18 protein-coding genes and 1 pseudogene are annotated in these 15,462 nt (G+C 32.3%); 1 reads left to right on the forward strand and 18 read right to left on the reverse strand.

Features of this window, described 5'->3' with window-relative positions:
• Window positions 1–82: 82 nt before the first annotated feature.
• The 6 genes and pseudogenes from rpsB to NBE98_RS22425 form a co-directional block, all read right to left on the reverse strand.
• Window positions 83–784: a 30S ribosomal protein S2 gene (rpsB, locus tag NBE98_RS09435; protein WP_250814693.1), complete on the reverse strand. Its 702-nt coding sequence runs from the start codon at window positions 782–784 to the stop codon at window positions 83–85.
• A gap of 177 nt (window positions 785–961) precedes the next feature.
• Window positions 962–1,738, reverse strand: coding sequence for a GTP-sensing pleiotropic transcriptional regulator CodY (codY, locus tag NBE98_RS09440; protein ID WP_250814694.1), 777 nt, complete (start codon window positions 1,736–1,738; stop codon window positions 962–964).
• Between the two features lie 231 nt (window positions 1,739–1,969).
• Entirely contained in the window at window positions 1,970–4,057 is a 2,088-nt protein-coding gene (gene topA / locus NBE98_RS09445) for a type I DNA topoisomerase (protein WP_250814695.1), read from the reverse strand.
• Window positions 4,058–4,178: 121 nt separating this feature from the next.
• A complete protein-coding gene (gene dprA / locus NBE98_RS09450; protein ID WP_250814696.1) occupies window positions 4,179–5,249 on the reverse strand; it encodes a DNA-processing protein DprA in 1,071 nt (356 codons plus the stop codon).
• A 26-nt stretch (window positions 5,250–5,275) separates the two neighbouring features.
• Window positions 5,276–5,647 (reverse strand): magnesium chelatase subunit ChlI family protein, encoded by a 372-nt coding sequence (locus NBE98_RS09455; protein ID WP_284703720.1) that lies wholly within the window; start codon window positions 5,645–5,647, stop codon window positions 5,276–5,278.
• Window positions 5,624–5,749, reverse strand: a pseudogene (locus NBE98_RS22425) (ATP-binding protein); the annotation flags it as partial. The gene NBE98_RS09455 and the pseudogene NBE98_RS22425, both read right to left, overlap by 24 nt.
• A gap of 212 nt (window positions 5,750–5,961) precedes the next feature.
• Here NBE98_RS22425 and NBE98_RS22590 point away from each other — a divergent pair.
• Window positions 5,962–6,237 (forward strand): helix-turn-helix domain-containing protein, encoded by a 276-nt coding sequence (locus NBE98_RS22590; protein ID WP_432432663.1) that lies wholly within the window; start codon window positions 5,962–5,964, stop codon window positions 6,235–6,237.
• A 185-nt stretch (window positions 6,238–6,422) separates the two neighbouring features.
• On the opposite strand, the gene NBE98_RS09460 is transcribed toward NBE98_RS22590, so the two are convergent.
• From NBE98_RS09460 to NBE98_RS09510, 12 genes are all read right to left on the reverse strand, one after another.
• Window positions 6,423–7,685 carry a DNA polymerase Y family protein gene (locus tag NBE98_RS09460; RefSeq protein ID WP_250814698.1) on the reverse strand — a complete coding sequence of 421 codons (1,263 nt, stop codon included), beginning with the start codon at window positions 7,683–7,685 and terminating at the stop codon, window positions 6,423–6,425.
• 123 nt (window positions 7,686–7,808) lie between these two features.
• Window positions 7,809–8,021 (reverse strand): DUF3006 domain-containing protein, encoded by a 213-nt coding sequence (locus NBE98_RS09465; RefSeq protein WP_250814699.1) that lies wholly within the window; start codon window positions 8,019–8,021, stop codon window positions 7,809–7,811.
• 13 nt (window positions 8,022–8,034) lie between these two features.
• A complete protein-coding gene (locus NBE98_RS09470) occupies window positions 8,035–9,573 on the reverse strand; it encodes a ComEC/Rec2 family competence protein (protein ID WP_250814700.1) in 1,539 nt (512 codons plus the stop codon).
• A 93-nt stretch (window positions 9,574–9,666) separates the two neighbouring features.
• Entirely contained in the window at window positions 9,667–9,999 is a 333-nt protein-coding gene (locus NBE98_RS09475; RefSeq protein WP_250814701.1) for a DUF4359 domain-containing protein, read from the reverse strand.
• Between the two features lie 54 nt (window positions 10,000–10,053).
• Window positions 10,054–10,179, reverse strand: a complete 126-nt coding sequence (locus NBE98_RS22430) for a hypothetical protein (RefSeq protein WP_284703619.1) — start codon at window positions 10,177–10,179, stop codon at window positions 10,054–10,056.
• 9 nt (window positions 10,180–10,188) lie between these two features.
• Complete coding sequence (locus NBE98_RS09480) at window positions 10,189–10,329, reverse strand: hypothetical protein (RefSeq protein WP_250814702.1); 141 nt, start codon at window positions 10,327–10,329, stop codon at window positions 10,189–10,191.
• Window positions 10,330–10,340: 11 nt separating this feature from the next.
• On the reverse strand, window positions 10,341–12,773 hold the full coding sequence (locus tag NBE98_RS09485) for a hypothetical protein (protein WP_250814703.1): 2,433 nt from the start codon (window positions 12,771–12,773) through the stop codon (window positions 10,341–10,343).
• On the reverse strand, window positions 12,770–13,018 hold the full coding sequence (locus NBE98_RS09490; protein WP_250814704.1) for a hypothetical protein: 249 nt from the start codon (window positions 13,016–13,018) through the stop codon (window positions 12,770–12,772). Before NBE98_RS09490 ends, NBE98_RS09485 begins: the two co-directional genes overlap by 4 nt.
• 12 nt (window positions 13,019–13,030) lie before the next feature.
• Window positions 13,031–13,384: a hypothetical protein gene (locus NBE98_RS09495; RefSeq protein ID WP_250814705.1), complete on the reverse strand. Its 354-nt coding sequence runs from the start codon at window positions 13,382–13,384 to the stop codon at window positions 13,031–13,033.
• Window positions 13,385–13,750: 366 nt separating this feature from the next.
• Window positions 13,751–13,951, reverse strand: coding sequence for a hypothetical protein (locus NBE98_RS09500; protein WP_250814706.1), 201 nt, complete (start codon window positions 13,949–13,951; stop codon window positions 13,751–13,753).
• Between the two features lie 154 nt (window positions 13,952–14,105).
• A complete protein-coding gene (locus tag NBE98_RS09505) occupies window positions 14,106–14,309 on the reverse strand; it encodes a helix-turn-helix transcriptional regulator (protein ID WP_250814707.1) in 204 nt (67 codons plus the stop codon).
• A 192-nt stretch (window positions 14,310–14,501) separates the two neighbouring features.
• Window positions 14,502–15,458 (reverse strand): hypothetical protein, encoded by a 957-nt coding sequence (locus tag NBE98_RS09510; RefSeq protein ID WP_250814708.1) that lies wholly within the window; start codon window positions 15,456–15,458, stop codon window positions 14,502–14,504.
• Window positions 15,459–15,462 lie beyond the last annotated feature (4 nt).

Consider the following 15,462-nt stretch of genomic DNA (forward strand, 5'->3'; position numbering starts at 1 on the left):
ATTCCTCCCGTAAAAAGTTAATTTAAAAGGTAAATGAAAAGAATCTTTTCACCTACCTTTAATATGTCTATAAAAAAGCTAATTACTCAGCTAATTGCTCGCCTTGTCTTCCTTCTATTATAGCATCAGCTATTTTAGCAGTTATAAGTTTAACAGCTCTTATAGCATCATCATTACCTGGTATTACATAGTCAACCTCATCTGGATCACAGTTAGTATCTACTATAGCAACAACAGGTATACCAAGAATTTTAGCTTCAGATATAGCATTCTTTTCTTTTCTTGGATCAACTACAAATAAAGCACCAACATTGTGGCTATCCATGTTTTGTATTCCACCAAGATTCTTTTCAAGCTTTTCTCTTTCAGCTTTTAACTTAATAACTTCTTTCTTTGGCAGAACATCAAATGTTCCATCTTCTTCCATTTTGTTTAATTCTTCAAGTCTTCTTATTCTAGCCTTTATTGTTCTGAAATTTGTAAGCATTCCACCTAGCCATCTGTTGTTAACAAAGTGCATTGAACTTCTTACTGCTTCCTCTTGAATTGCTTCTTGAGCTTGCTTCTTAGTACCAACAAAAAGGATATCTTTTCCATCTGCTGAAATGCTCTTAACAAATTCATAAGCATCTTCTATTTTCTTTACAGTCTTTTGAAGGTCTATTATATAGATACCATTTCTCTCTGTAAAGATGTATGGAGCCATTTTAGGGTTCCATCTTCTTGTTTGATGTCCAAAGTGAACACCTGCTTCTAATAATTGTTTCATTGAAATAACTGACATAATTTTACCTCCCTGGTTTTGCCTCCATCACCTTCATATCTAAAAATAACCCATAGGCACCTATTTGTAGATTGGGTGATGTGTGTATTTTCCACTTATGTAGTATAACATAAGCTTTTAACCTATTCAATAATAAATTTAACAAATTGTTTATTTTAGCAATAATATTGACGAATTTTATTTAATTTTTTTTAATTCATCTAATAACTTGTCATTTAATATCTTAATATGTGTTCCCTTCATTCCAAGGGATCTTGACTCTATAACTCCAGCACTCTCAAATTTTCTTAGTGCATTTACTATAACAGATCTTGTTATTCCTACTTTATCAGCTATTTTAGAAGCAACTAGAAGCCCTTCACTTCCTTCTAACTCATTAAATATGTGTTCAACAGCTTCCAATTCTGAATAAGAAAGTGTTCCTATAGCTAACTGAACTACAGCTTTCTTTCTTGCTTCATCTTCTATTTCTTCGCTCTTAGATCTAAGTATTTCAAGTCCTATGATAGTAGCGCTATATTCTGCAAGAACTAAATCATCATCTGTAAAATCATTATCAAACCTAGCTAAAAGCAGTGTCCCCAATCTTTCTCTATTGCCATTAATAGGAACTACTGTTGATAACTTGTTTTTAATCTCACATCCAAGTTCTTGTTCGAAAACACAAAGCCCCTCATTTTCCATATTGGCCATAGTTTCATGAACATTTAACAGTTTGCTGTTATATGCTTCTGGAAACCTCATATCGCTGATTATCTTATTCTTAACTATATCACATTCGAAATCAGCAGCCAGATTATATCCTAATATTTTACCTTTTCTACTTATTATGTAGACATTACATGTCAAAACATCGCTTAATAATTTACATATATCGTCAAATACAACAGGTTCAGTACCTGACTTTTGTAATATTTTATTAAGCATACGAGTTTTACTTAATAATGATGACATTATTTACTCCTCCTTCTACTTTGATTAAATCATATATTGCTATAAAACTAACTCTATTTGAACTAAAGCTAATATAATGCAATTTGACGAACGAAACTATTGATATAAATAAAAGCAATTTCAATTTTTAAAATATTTCGAATTGTTTATTTCGCCTCACATAATAATATCATAATAATTATTATATTTCAACAACTTTTATATTTATTTCGACATGTTTTTTACAAAATCTTATTGGTTGTCGTTTTCATAAGTCTTAGTTTTACAAGTTTCATTCATACATTCATGTACCGTGCCCTTGGATTTTGAGTATTTTTTAACAGTAATTCCTCCACACGCAGGGCAAGCTTTTGTACTTGGTTCAAACCAACTTACAAAATCACAGTTTGGATAATTTCCACATCCAAAAAATTTCTTTCCCTTCTTACTTCTTTTGGCTAGAATCTTTCCACCACATTTGGGACATGGTACATCAAGCTGTTCAACTATTGGCTTTGTATTTTTACAATCCGGGTAACCTGGGCAAGCTAAAAAGTCACCAAATCTGCCATGCTTTATAACCATATTTCTTCCGCATTTATCGCATTTTTCTTCACTTATCTCATCTTCAATTTCAATTTTGGAAATTTCCTTTTCAGCTATCTCGATTGACTTTTTAATAGGCTTAAAAAAATCATCTACTACACTGTTCCAATTTTCCTTACCTTCTTCAATATTATCAAGCTTATCTTCCATTCCAGCAGTAAATTCAACATCAACTATTTCTTTAAAGTATTCGCTGATTATTGTATTTACTATTACTCCTAATTCAGTAGGAACTAAAGTCTTTTTATCTCTGTTTATATATTTTCTTTCAAGAAGAGTAGATATTATAGGCGCATATGTACTAGGTCTTCCTATTCCATATTCCTCCAAAGTTTTGACTAAAGATGCTTCTGAAAATCTTGGAGGCGGCTGTGTAAAATGTTGCTTTGGTAAAACTGTTCTCTTTAGAAGGTTCTCACCTTCTAAAAGCTCAGGAATATGTGTCGCTTCTTCTTCTTCCTCTGTACTGTATTCATAAAGTTTCATAAAGCCGTCAAACTTTACGCTAGATCCGCTGGCCCTAAATTTGTAATCCCCATTGACTACCTCTACGGATATTGTGTTAAGTACACAAGTTGCCATTTGACTAGCCATAAACCTATTCCATATTAAATTATACAGTTTATACTGTTCATCTTTTAAGCTATCCCTTACAATAGCCGGCGTCAACTCAACATATGTTGGTCTTATAGCCTCGTGTGCATCCTGAATATTCTTTTTCCCCTTAAAGTTTCTCGGAGCAGGAGGAATATACGCATTTCCATAGGTACCTTGTATAAATTCTGATGCAGCTTTTTGAGCATCCTCTGAAATTCTAACGGAATCTGTTCTCATATAGGTTATCAATCCGAGTGTTCCATGCCCTTTAATATCAATTCCTTCATAAAGCTGCTGGGCTATAGACATAGTACGTTTTGTGGCAAAATTCAATCTTTTATATGCATCCTGCTGCAGTGTACTAGTTGTAAATGGCGGCAGTGGATTTTTGTGTTTTTCAGCTTTCTTTATTTTATTAACAACAAATTTTCCTTTTTCGATTTCTTGAATTATTAAATTACTTTCCTGCTCATTATCTATTTCTATCTTTTTATTATTTTTAGAAACAAGTTTTACAATGAAAGTCTTCTTAACATCATTTTTTTGCAAGTCACATTCTATAGTCCAATATTCCTTTGGTATGAAAGATGTTATTTCATTTTCTCTATCACAAATCATTTTAAGTGTAACAGATTGAACCCTACCTGCACTAAGTCCCCATTTAATTTTTTTCCATAGTATGGGGCTAATCTCATACCCAACAAGTCTGTCAAGAACTCTTCTTGCTTGCTGTGCATCAACTAAATTTAAATTTATAGCTCTTGGAGTCTTAATTGCATTTTTAACAGCATTTTTTGTTATTTCATTAAACTCAATTCTGCATTTTTCAGCTTCATTTATATTTAGTACTCTAGCTAAATGCCAGGAGATAGCCTCTCCTTCTCTATCGGGGTCCGTTGCTAAATAAATCTTCTCGCTTTTTTTGGCCGCTTTTCTAAGCTTATCTAAAAGGTCGCCTTTACCTCTTATAGTTATGTACTTAGGTGAATAATTATTTTCTACATCCACTCCTAGCTGACTTTTAGGTAAATCTCTAACATGTCCCATTGAAGCTTCCACTATATAATTTTTACCCAAGTATTTACCAATAGTTTTAGCTTTCGCAGGAGACTCGACAATGACTAGTCTTTGACCCATATAACTACTATAATTCTAAAATTAAGAATTATAGATTTCACCCCCTCTAAAAAATCTACTGTATTAATTATTTGTGATTTTGCATTTAATATACAGTTAAATATCAATTCATTACACATGATTAAATTTTTTTGATATTCTTTACATAATAGTTTCCAGCTAAGCACATTATTTCATCTTTTAGCTGCAACTCAAATAATACCTCATATAAATAATTAATGTCAATATTAGTTAGCTTAATAATATCGTCAATATGAATAGGACTATCACTTAAAGTGCCGTATACTTTATGTTCATAACCATTAAAATTAACACTTTCTTTATCCATAAAATTGTCATGAGACATATCCAGCAGATTGAAAATATCTTCTATAGAGGTTAATGGATATGCTCCATCTTTAATTAATTTATTGCAGCCTTTACTTTGCTCTGAAAATATTGAACCTGGCAAAGCCATTACATCTATGCCCTGCTCTGCCGCAAAGGAAGCTGTTATTAAAGATCCGCTTTTTATACCTGCTTCAACAACTATTACAAGACTGCTTAATTCACTTATTATTCTATTTCTAACAGGAAAATTATATGCAGCAGGCTGTGTTCCCGGCAAGTATTCTGATACAACGCATCCAGCATCAACTATTTTATCGTATAGAGATTTATTTTCCTTCGGATAAATTACATCTAATCCGCTTCCTAGCACAGCGCAAGTATATCCTCCGTTATTCAAGCAGGTTATATGCGCACAAGTGTCTATCCCTTTAGCCATGCCGCTTATAATACTTATTTTATTTTTGGAAAGTTCTTCTGAAATTATTTTAGTAGCGTTAATTCCATAAGAAGTACATCTTCTTGAACCTACTATAGAAATTCCAACAGTAGTATTTAACTTGCTAATATCTCCTTTATAAAACAAAATGCTTGGAGCGTCATCATAAAATTGCAGCTTTTTAGGATATAGTGTACTATTAAAACAAACCACTCCTATATTATTTGAAAGTATTCGTTCAAGCATTATACTTATTTCTTTCTCATTCCAACTATCTTGAAACAGCTTCTTTAAAGCTTCATCACTAATACTTCCATTTAAGTACTGGATACGTATGTTTTCTGGTGTGCCGTATTTTTTTATAAGTTCTAATTTTATTCTGTTAGATAGCTTTAACATGCTAAACCATATTTCATACTCTATCATTTTATAATTCTCCTAACGCTATGAAATCAAATAACTTTATCATCTAAAAATTTTCTATATTGAATAGCTTCTGCCACATCACTACTTTGTATCTCATCTCTATCATTCAAATCTGCTATTGTACGGGAAAGTTTTAGTATTCTGCTGTAGGCTCTATTGCTTAGCCCATATTTATCATAGATTTTATTCAGTAGATTATTGCTATTTCCATCAAGCTTGCAGTACTTTTTTATAGTTTTATGATCCATTTGTGAATTGCAATAAATCCGCTCTTCTTTATACCTTTGAGCTTGTATCTCTCTAGCAGTTTTTATTCTGTCTCTTATTTTTTTTGAAGGCTCCCCCTTACTCTCTCCATTTATCTCTGAATAATTTAAGGAAGTAACATAGCAGAACATATCAATTCTGTCAAGCAATGGTCCACTTAGCTTGCTTACATACTTCCTTCTTTCATGATCCGAACAACTGCAATTTTTAACATTACTTAAATAATAGCCACATTGACAAGCATGCGTATAATAACTTAGACATTCAAATTGAAAAAGGAGTTTCTACTAATATATACGATGCTGAGAATGAAACGCAGGGATCAAGGTTATATAAAGCTCGTGCTGCTGCTGGGTTTACAATTAAAGAACTTGCTTCAGTTGCTGGAGTATTCCCCTTAACTATTACCAATAACGAACTTGACCGCTCAAAATTGTCTAAATACTTGATTAGAAAATTATCTGATATACTAAACGTTCCAATATGGTATATAGGATGTTATGATACCCTTCCAGAGCATACTTTCGGTGAAAAACTTCATAAAGCTAGGCTATATCATGGACATACTATTGACCAACTTGCTACAGTTCTAGGAAGTCATAGGTCTACCGTACGTCAGTGGGAATGTGATAAATATAAACCTAACATTAGCTTAATGGACAAAATCCAAGAGTATATTTGTATATTATCCCATGAAAAAAAAGTTTCTACATATATATAAGTTACAGTTTGTCTTTTTATATGATTTAATTTTAGACACAAATTATAAATTTATTCATGTAAAATAAAAAGACATGTATTACTTCTTAGAGTATTACATGTCTTATATATTATGAATTTCATCTTAGTATCTGTATTGTTCTCGGTATAGTATCTTTCAATGTTATTTAGAAATTCTTGTTGGGCCTATAAGATACTGCTCATAAGTTGATAATCATCTTCCTGAACTCCTCCGGTTAAAGGCCTTATTCCGGAGTTTAGAAAAGTACACCTTATAACTGATTTAGATCCAAATCTCAAACGTATAGAATCTACCGCTTTATCGAGAGCACTGTTTTTGGCATTATCTTTTTCTTCAAACAGTGTCAATTGGCAAAATTCATTTGTGCATAATTCTGAAACTCTTACTCCAATATGCCTCAATGGTTCCCCCTTCCAAATCTCATCAAATAATTCGCATGCAAGCTGAGCTATTTTCTTTGTACTGTCTGTATAGAAATATACTTTGCGTTGTCTGCCTTGATTAAAAAATTCATTAGTCCTTATATGTACTGATACCAGGCTGCAACAGTTTCCTGAGTCTCTAAGTCTCATTCCAACTGTCTCACATAATGATAATATAACCTTATGTGCTTCATCTCTGCGTGTTACATCAAAAGGGATAGTTGTACTGTTTCCAATACCTTTCATATCTATATGATTTGACTTTCTAACATCTGAAAACTCTATTCCATTAGCATAATTCCAAATCATCTGTCCATGGCTCTTTAACTTTTCCTTTAAAAGCTTTAAATCGCAGTTGGCTAAATCTCCTATAGTAAATATGTTTAAGTTATGCAGCTTTGGAAGTGTAGCTCTTCCAACCATGAATAAATCCTCTACTGGAAGAGGCCACATTTTGTCCTTAATCTCTATAGGGAACAGAGTGATAACCGCATCCGGCTTTTTTATATCAGATGCTACCTTTGCCAAGAGCTTATTATTGGATATTCCAATAGAAACAGTAAATCCTAATTCATCCCTTATTCTATTTTTTATTGTATTGGCAAGCTCTATGTAATCAGGGTATAAGTGTTCCATATTAGTAAAGTCTAGAAAACACTCATCAACCGAAAAACGCTGAATCGTAGGTGTATACTCTTTAAAAATTTCAACCATAGCATTGCTGCACTTCATATATAAATCATATTTAGGTGGAACTATATATAATTCAGGACATTTTTCTAAAGCTCTATATACTGTCTCACCAGTCTGTATTTTGAACTTTTTAGCAGGTATAGACTTAGCTAAAACTATTCCATGCCTTGTAACGGGGTCTCCTCCAACAATAGAGGGGATTTCTCGGATATCTAATGTTGAGCCCTGCTGAAGCATGTGAACAGCTGTCCAAGATAAATAGGCTGAATTAACATCAATGTGAAATATAACCCTATTATCATTATTTTTCATATATTGCATCCCCTAACCAATTGCTACTGTAATTATAAAAGAACATACGTTTGGTTGTCAATAGTAGTTTATACATTACTATTAATATTTATGTAAAGAAAAAAGGAGCCTTAGCTCCTAAAATTACGCCCACAAATCTTTTGTAAGATCTTCAATTAATTTTTTCCTTTTCTGAGTTTCCTCAACGTTAATAGTTATAGACTGATCATCAATACTAAGTACGTCTCCCTCTTTTGCATTAGCTGGAAGTTTGCTTTTTAATATATCTATCATGGTCCTATCTTCTTTTTCACAAACAGCATACTCGCCTTCAAATCTATCTATGATAACCTTCATAAATTCTCACTCCTTACTTAGCACATCTATCACATGGATCGTCGTGCACATCTGCAGCTGCTTGCTGAATCGTTCCACTTTTAGTGGTTTTATTTCTAATGTACTGACAATTCAAATCCTTATGATAGGATTTGCTTGTTCCTGTAGTGAGCCAATATACCTTACTATCTGTACTTGGTGTAGGTGATGGAGTTGGAGTAGGAGTAGGCTTCGGTGTTGGAGCTGGCTTTGGATTAGATTGATTAGTATCGTTACTTGATGAATTTGAAACAATTCCATTATAGCTTCCAGGACTAGTATTAAAACTTATATTTGTGCCATCACTTGTAGCTACGACAGTTCCATTTTCATCAGTTCTGTATACCTGTACTCCTTTAGATTTCAATCTATCCATAACTTCTTGTGTCGGATGTCCGTAGCTGTTACCTTTGCCAACTGAAATCACTCCATAATTAGGGTTTACTTTGTTCAAGAAGCTTTGATTAGTAGAAGATTTACTTCCATGATGGCCAATCTTTAGTACTGTCGCAGATAAATCTAATCCTTTTGAAACCATTTGGCTTTCCGAAACTGATTCAGCGTCACCAGTTAGCAAGAACGAAGTGCTTCCATAAGTGAGCTTTATAGTTATAGAATAATCATTAGCATCTTCGTATCCTGAACCATTTGGTGCTAAAATTGTTGCTGTAGCATCACCTATCTTAAAGCTATCCCCTACAGTTGGAACTGTCAATTGAAGCCCTTTACCTTTTACTGCACTTACAAAGTCTTGAAAGGTTTTAGTAGTTGAAGTTTGTTTTGGAAAATAAACCTTGCCAACTTTAAATGAATTTATGATATAGTCCATACTTCCTATATGGTCTTCATGGGCATGTGTTCCAACTACAAAATCAAGTGATTTTATTCCTTGAGTATCTAAATAGTTCTTAATTGTTTGAGCATCATCATTATTGCCAGCATCAATGAGCATACTTGAGTTTCCTTGCTGTATTAATATTGAATCTGCTTGACCTACATTGATAAAATGTACTTTTAACTGACCACTAACTGCTTTGTTTGTATCTAGAGCTGGGTCAGCTACTGCAGACACTGTAGTATTAGTTTCCTCCTTTTTCTTAGCTTCTTCGGCTTTCTTAGCTTCTTCTTGCTTCGCTAGTTCTTCTTTTTTGTCTTTTTCTTCGGCTTCCTTTTTAGCTTCCTCAGCTTTCTTTTCATCTAATTTTGCCTGTTTTTCAGCATTCTTAGCTGCTAATCTTTCCAACCTCTGCTGTTCATATTTAGCCTGTTCTTCTGGTGTGGGTGGATTAGCAAATCCAAACCCTCCTAGTAAAGTACAAAATAATAGGAATCCTATTCCTATCTTAGAAATTACCTTTTTTGTTTTAAATTTTTCACTTTTAAAAAATAAATAATAAGATCCTAGTAATGTTGCTAATATTATTAATATTCCAGCTGCTATTTGAGAAATATTTGTGACTGCTCCTAAAATAAATAAAACAGCTACTACCTGAAACCATTTCTTTTGTAAAAGTTTATTGTTTTTTAGATTCAATTTCATCCCTCCCATATGAATTATACTAACTGCCTACAATATATTTCTACACAAATACATAATTTCCTGCATTTTACTAAAACAAAAAGGAGCTTATGCTCCTTGTTTCTTCTCAGTAATATCAAGTTTTGTACTTTTGCCTATAGGTATAAAATTATTATAGATACCTAATATTTTTATTTTTTCTTCACCAAATGATGTTTCATATACTGAAAATAAAACATAATTCTTACTTTGAGTGGATTCCTTAATTAATGGTCCACCCAGCAAAGCTACTAAACCTTTCTCTATCGAGTTTGAACTTTCAGCTGAGGCTTTTTCTTTCATCCAACTTACGTAGTTATCTTTTTTAGGATTTGTGAGCAATGCCGCAAATAGTGCAAATATTAATGTAAGAATAAGTATGTTTCTAAACTTAATTTTCATCAGTGCACTTCCTTGTTATCTTTTGTATTTAATTATCAACTAAAAGTTATACATTTATACATTTAGTAGCGTTTCTATCCTATTAATTATATCTGCTATTCTTAAGTCTCTTATATAGCTTTTCGCCTGTTGTTCCAATTGTTCTATAATGCAGAAGAGATTACTTATATCTTCCATCATTTAGCCTCCTCATATATAACTCCAAAATCTTGTCTTAATCTTCTCTTCATCTTTTCTGTCGTTATAAAGTTCAATGCCTATTTCAAACAGCCTTTCATATTCAAATATCTTATCTCTAATTTCATTTATACATTCTACATTGATACTCATAAAGCTACCTCCTATTTCTCTGGCAGTGAGGTTATAAACTTCGCATATTGATTACCATAATTAATAATATTAAGGCTTGTATGAGACTTAAGTTTAAGTCCATCTTCAATTGTAAATGGTAGCAATTCCTCTTTCAATGCCTCTAGGTTTTCCTTTTCAGTACCAGCTATTAATACATAACTTGCCCCGCTGCTCTTTAAAGCTGTGAGCAAATCTCTAAGTTGTTTAAGAAAGTGACATGATAATATAAGCCCTAGCCTGTGCCTCCTGAACTCTGTAATATGATTTGAAAGAAATCTTGCCGTAGTTGGCACCTGATGAACTTCGTCAAATATTACATTACAGAGCCTTGCATCCTTATTGTTTTCACGCATCTGGACAGTCAGCCAAGTCCTACTTATATAAAATGTTGTAAGTATGTCCCTTACCATACGATTAGGAAATTTATTCTGAGGTATCATTATAAAGATGTTTTTTCCCTCTTCAATATATCTTGTAAAGTCCTCATCCATGTTTATGTCTGCAGACAGCATATTTTTTATATCTGGATTTTTCTGCAGTATTATTATTCTATTTATTATTCCTATTATAAGGTCCTCTCTGGTCCCTATAATCTTGCCGCCATCCTTTTCTCTTTTATGAAGTTCTTCCAAATCAAAGAATATATCCTCCTCTTCACCAAAACACTTACAATATTTTGCATACCTTATAGCCTCGTTCCTTTTATCCCATCTCCTAAGTATAGTAAATACATCATTTATCTTTGCGCCTGGTCGTATAAATGTTACCATTGAAGCGGCATGAAGATATCTCAACATTGGTGCTGTGAGTTCTCCTGTACTACTGTCAGTTACAGCATTTATAAGATATTCTACTTGTTCAGCAATTAAATTGGCAAGTCTTATCCTCTTCCATGGATCCATATCTTCAGTAATAAGTCTGCTTACTTCATTGTAGGCTAAGGCTGGTATATACTCTCTCTCACCAAGTTTAATAATAACCTTATCAGATTCAGGTATAATCTCGGCAATCTCTTTTGCGGTGTCGTTGCTTTCAATAAAATCTATTACTATATTACTATAATTGGCCATATAACAATCTTTAACTGTTCTTTTAATGGCGGTAGTCTTGCCAGCGTTTTGAGGTCCTACAAATACTTTAGCCAATGCCATAACATTCTTATCCCTGCTCCAAGTAGCATTAATTCTTTTTCCTCTTAATTCTGCAATCCCTATTCTAACCTTACCATCCTGAAGCTCTGGAGGAACATCAATCTCTCTGCTATCAATATTTTGTATCTTATATTCTTGCTGCAGGTCCCTTTGTGGCAGCTGAATCAGTTTAGATACTTCTTTATCGCTTAGTATGCAGTGTTTACTCATTGGTACATAACTGTAAAGTACTGTATCAAATAAGGACTCCTGCTCCTTCCTGCTTAGGAATCTTGCTACTAATTCATTGTCTTCATTTAAATCTTTATAGCTATTAGTTACAAACAGCATATTTAGCTTAGCTTTATTTCTATCAGTACTTTGAGACATAATAGTTATTCTCACCTTGAAAGATTCTGCTGTTAATTTGGCTGTTGTCGCTGGAGATAGCCCATTATACCTATTCTCTTGTTTAATTGCTTCCATGCTATCAATTTTGATTTGAAATTTGTTCTCCTCAGGTATCTCTTTCTTTTTCTCAGGTACAACTATACCTAAGATGCTCTCAAATATGAGAAGCTTATATTCAATATAGAGACTTAACAAGGCTTCTGCACTTTGAAACCCTAGCTTTATAGCTTTGTCCTTGGTGCTCATCTCATTGTCAACTATTTTACCTCTCCTGTAGCTTTCAAATTCATCCTTAGCTGTATTAATCCAGTTCATTCTTTTAATAGGTTCAATAGCAATATTTATTCTTATCTTTTCATCACCTTTCAACTGCTTTAAAACGCCCATCATATTTGTTAAAGGATATAGGTCCCCTTTGCTAATGCTCAAACTCTTGAAGTTATAATCTCTTAAAACCATCTCACATACTTCTGTATAGCTTTTATTGAAATCATTGACCTCTAATATATTGGTCTTTCTAACCTCTGATTTATTGTAAATAGTATGAAGTTTTCCTTCTACCAGCTCGCTGTATTCATCATGTACAGTTAAATAAAACTTAGCCACATTTTGGGGCTCAAACATAATATCAAAGTATGCTTGCCTTGACTGAGTATAGTTTAAATTTTTAATGCTTATTCGCTGCCTTGGTGTTCTATACATAAGAGAAAATGTATGCGTTAATACTTCATTTTGAGAGTTACTTATATTTATATCAGGGATTATCCTAAATGTAGTCACTGGCTCTGCTACTCGTTCTATAAAATAGGCAGAGTTGTTGTCTACCTCCTCAACATAAGGCACCAAAGAAGTGATTATATTATCTGGCTTAATGTTCCTCATACATTAGTCACCGCCCTTATTATGAAGTAGGTTATTATTGATATGCTTGATATCTTTGTCCCAAGCTTTTTATTGCCCATCATAACTATGAATAAACCAAGTATTGCAGCCAGTATAAACATTCCCTCTCCAGCATTAGCGAGAGCTGCTATAACTTTTAATATGCCGTTGCCAAAAGCTACGAGTCCATCTGTTGCAGTATCAACTGTCCAAGACTTAATAAAATCAGCTATTTTTCCTAGCATAATTCCCTCCTGTTAAAAAGTGATTCCTTTTATTAGTCTGAATATAGCCGGTATCCACTGTATTCCAACATAACCGCCAACAGAATACTTAATGGTTTTCATGCCTTCGTGCTCATCTCCAGCCATAATTTTCATAAACCCTTTAATCATGAATCCATAAGCGATAGGTTCTGCAAGATCCTTTAGTACATCAATTATAGGTTGAACGCTACTAGTTATGCTCCCAGCATAAGCTGTATAGCTCATGCCATTTAACATCATCACAGTAACCGAAGCTGTCATTAAGGCTTTATTGACATCTATACTTATTTCCTTAACTCTATGTTTCTTTGAGTCCTTTCTAACATAAAACCCATATATCTTCATTTATTTGTCCCCTTTCCAATCTTTCATAATTTTTTCTATCTGCTTCCTGCTTAAAAGAATACCTATTATAACTCCAATGCCTAATTTAAGTAAAAACCTAGTCATTTTACACCTCACTGTAAAAAATTTGTGAATACCTTTTAAAAGTGGTATCTTTTTAATCTCTCCCAGCATACGCTATAGCAAAGCGTTGCTTATAGCTCCCTAGCCAAAAACTACGTATGAATATAAAACCCTTTAGTATGGGTATAATATTAACAAATAATATCTGAGGTATTTCGTATGTGGTGGTTAATTGGCGGTTTATTATTATTGTTTTGGTCTAAGTCCTAGATAAGTCTATCCGGTTCGGGTAGGCTTATTTTTTTATTCCCTCCCATCTTCAAGCAGTTCATCTATCTCAGCTCCAAATAGACTTTTCTTTAAAACTGAGCCCCTTATTAGTACATTTATTAAAGTGTCTTTAATGAACGCGCCTTTAGAGCTATACTGGTTAATAATGTTATAAAGTGCTATCTCCTCAGGTGTTTGCTTAAAGCTTATGGTTATAGGCTTAAGTTCAGGCACACATATCACCTCTTAAAAATTAATAGATTTAGGACATTTTCATGTTTCTAATATATTTATATGCATGAAGTTTAATTTTTTTCCTAATTATAGTATTTTTTATTAAAATTTATTTTTAATCCTAAAATCAGTATTTAAGCGTAAAAAAAAGCACCTAATCTTCTAGGTACCAAATATCTTCTACCTTGCGATTAAGTGCTTTGGCAATTGTCAATAATGTTTCTGCATTTCCTTGAACTTTATTAAGCTCTATAGAATTATAGGTGCTGTTTTTTACTCCTAGCATTTTTGAAAACTCTCTCTGATCCTGCATATATTCTTTCATTCTAATTTCTTTTAATTTATTCTTAACCCCCATGTTATCACCTCATAAACTTATCTATTGTTATTATATGTAAATATTCTCCAAACAGGTTAATTTTCCTTCTTTTGTTAGCGCTTTGACAATGAATTATTGACACTTAAATCTGATATAAAATAACTGTGACTATAATAGCTATAATTTTTAGACAAAATAAGAAATCCCCAAGGATTTCTCCCTAGGGGTAATCTATTCGAATTTTATTAGATTTATTTCAGATTTTTTGTTCTTCTTATATTTCTTTTTTTCTTTAGCTAAATCATAAAAGTAAGCCATAAAAAATCCTATTATTAAGATGTTATAAAATGTTATTGAAAGATATTCAAACAGAGGAAAAAAAGCTGCTTCTTGTGCAGGCTGTTGCAAATTAAAAGCATAGTAGCACCCATAATAGAAATAACTTAAAATTTCACTAACATCAGACTCTTGTCTTAATATTAGGTTATTCATATTTCTTACATTATAAATTCCATACATAAATATTAAATAGCATTCCATTCCTATTATTGAAAATATACCTATGATAGTTGTCAGTAATTTACTATTAGAGTTTTTTATAAACTTAGTAATGAAATTAATCGTAACTCTGAAATTTAGAACAAACATTATTACTATTGTTAAAATATTATAACTACCCTCTAAAGCTGATTTGATATTACCAATGAACATAATTAATAGAAGCATAATAAAAACTACAATCATGAGAATTCTTAGAGCTCCCATCCGTTCTGAGAAAATGAAGTTTATAAAGAAATCTAAATATGCATACAAAGAAACAATAATTAATACAGAGTATATCAAATTAAACCATAACATGTTCTTTGGCCAGTTAATCGGGCCTAAAAACATCATAAAAATTGTAGCGACTATTAACAAAATGAGCATATTTTTGTTATTAGTAATATAGGTATTTCCAGATATTAATCTTTTTATCTTATTAAATAAATCTTTTAATCCCACGCTTTTCAGTTTTTTAACTTTTATATTCCGAAACTTATGTTTATTTAATTTAATAAGTTCAAGTACTTCTAATGCTCTATTCCTTAATTTAATTATTTTTTTATAAAAATATAAAACATTGTATATAATAATCATCAAAATTATAGCCATTATAGTTATAAAAACGAAAATTTCTTTAAATCCCATTAAT

The sequence above is a fragment of the Clostridium swellfunianum genome (genome assembly GCF_023656515.1).
GTDB lineage: Bacteria > Bacillota > Clostridia > Clostridiales > Clostridiaceae > Clostridium_AT > Clostridium_AT swellfunianum.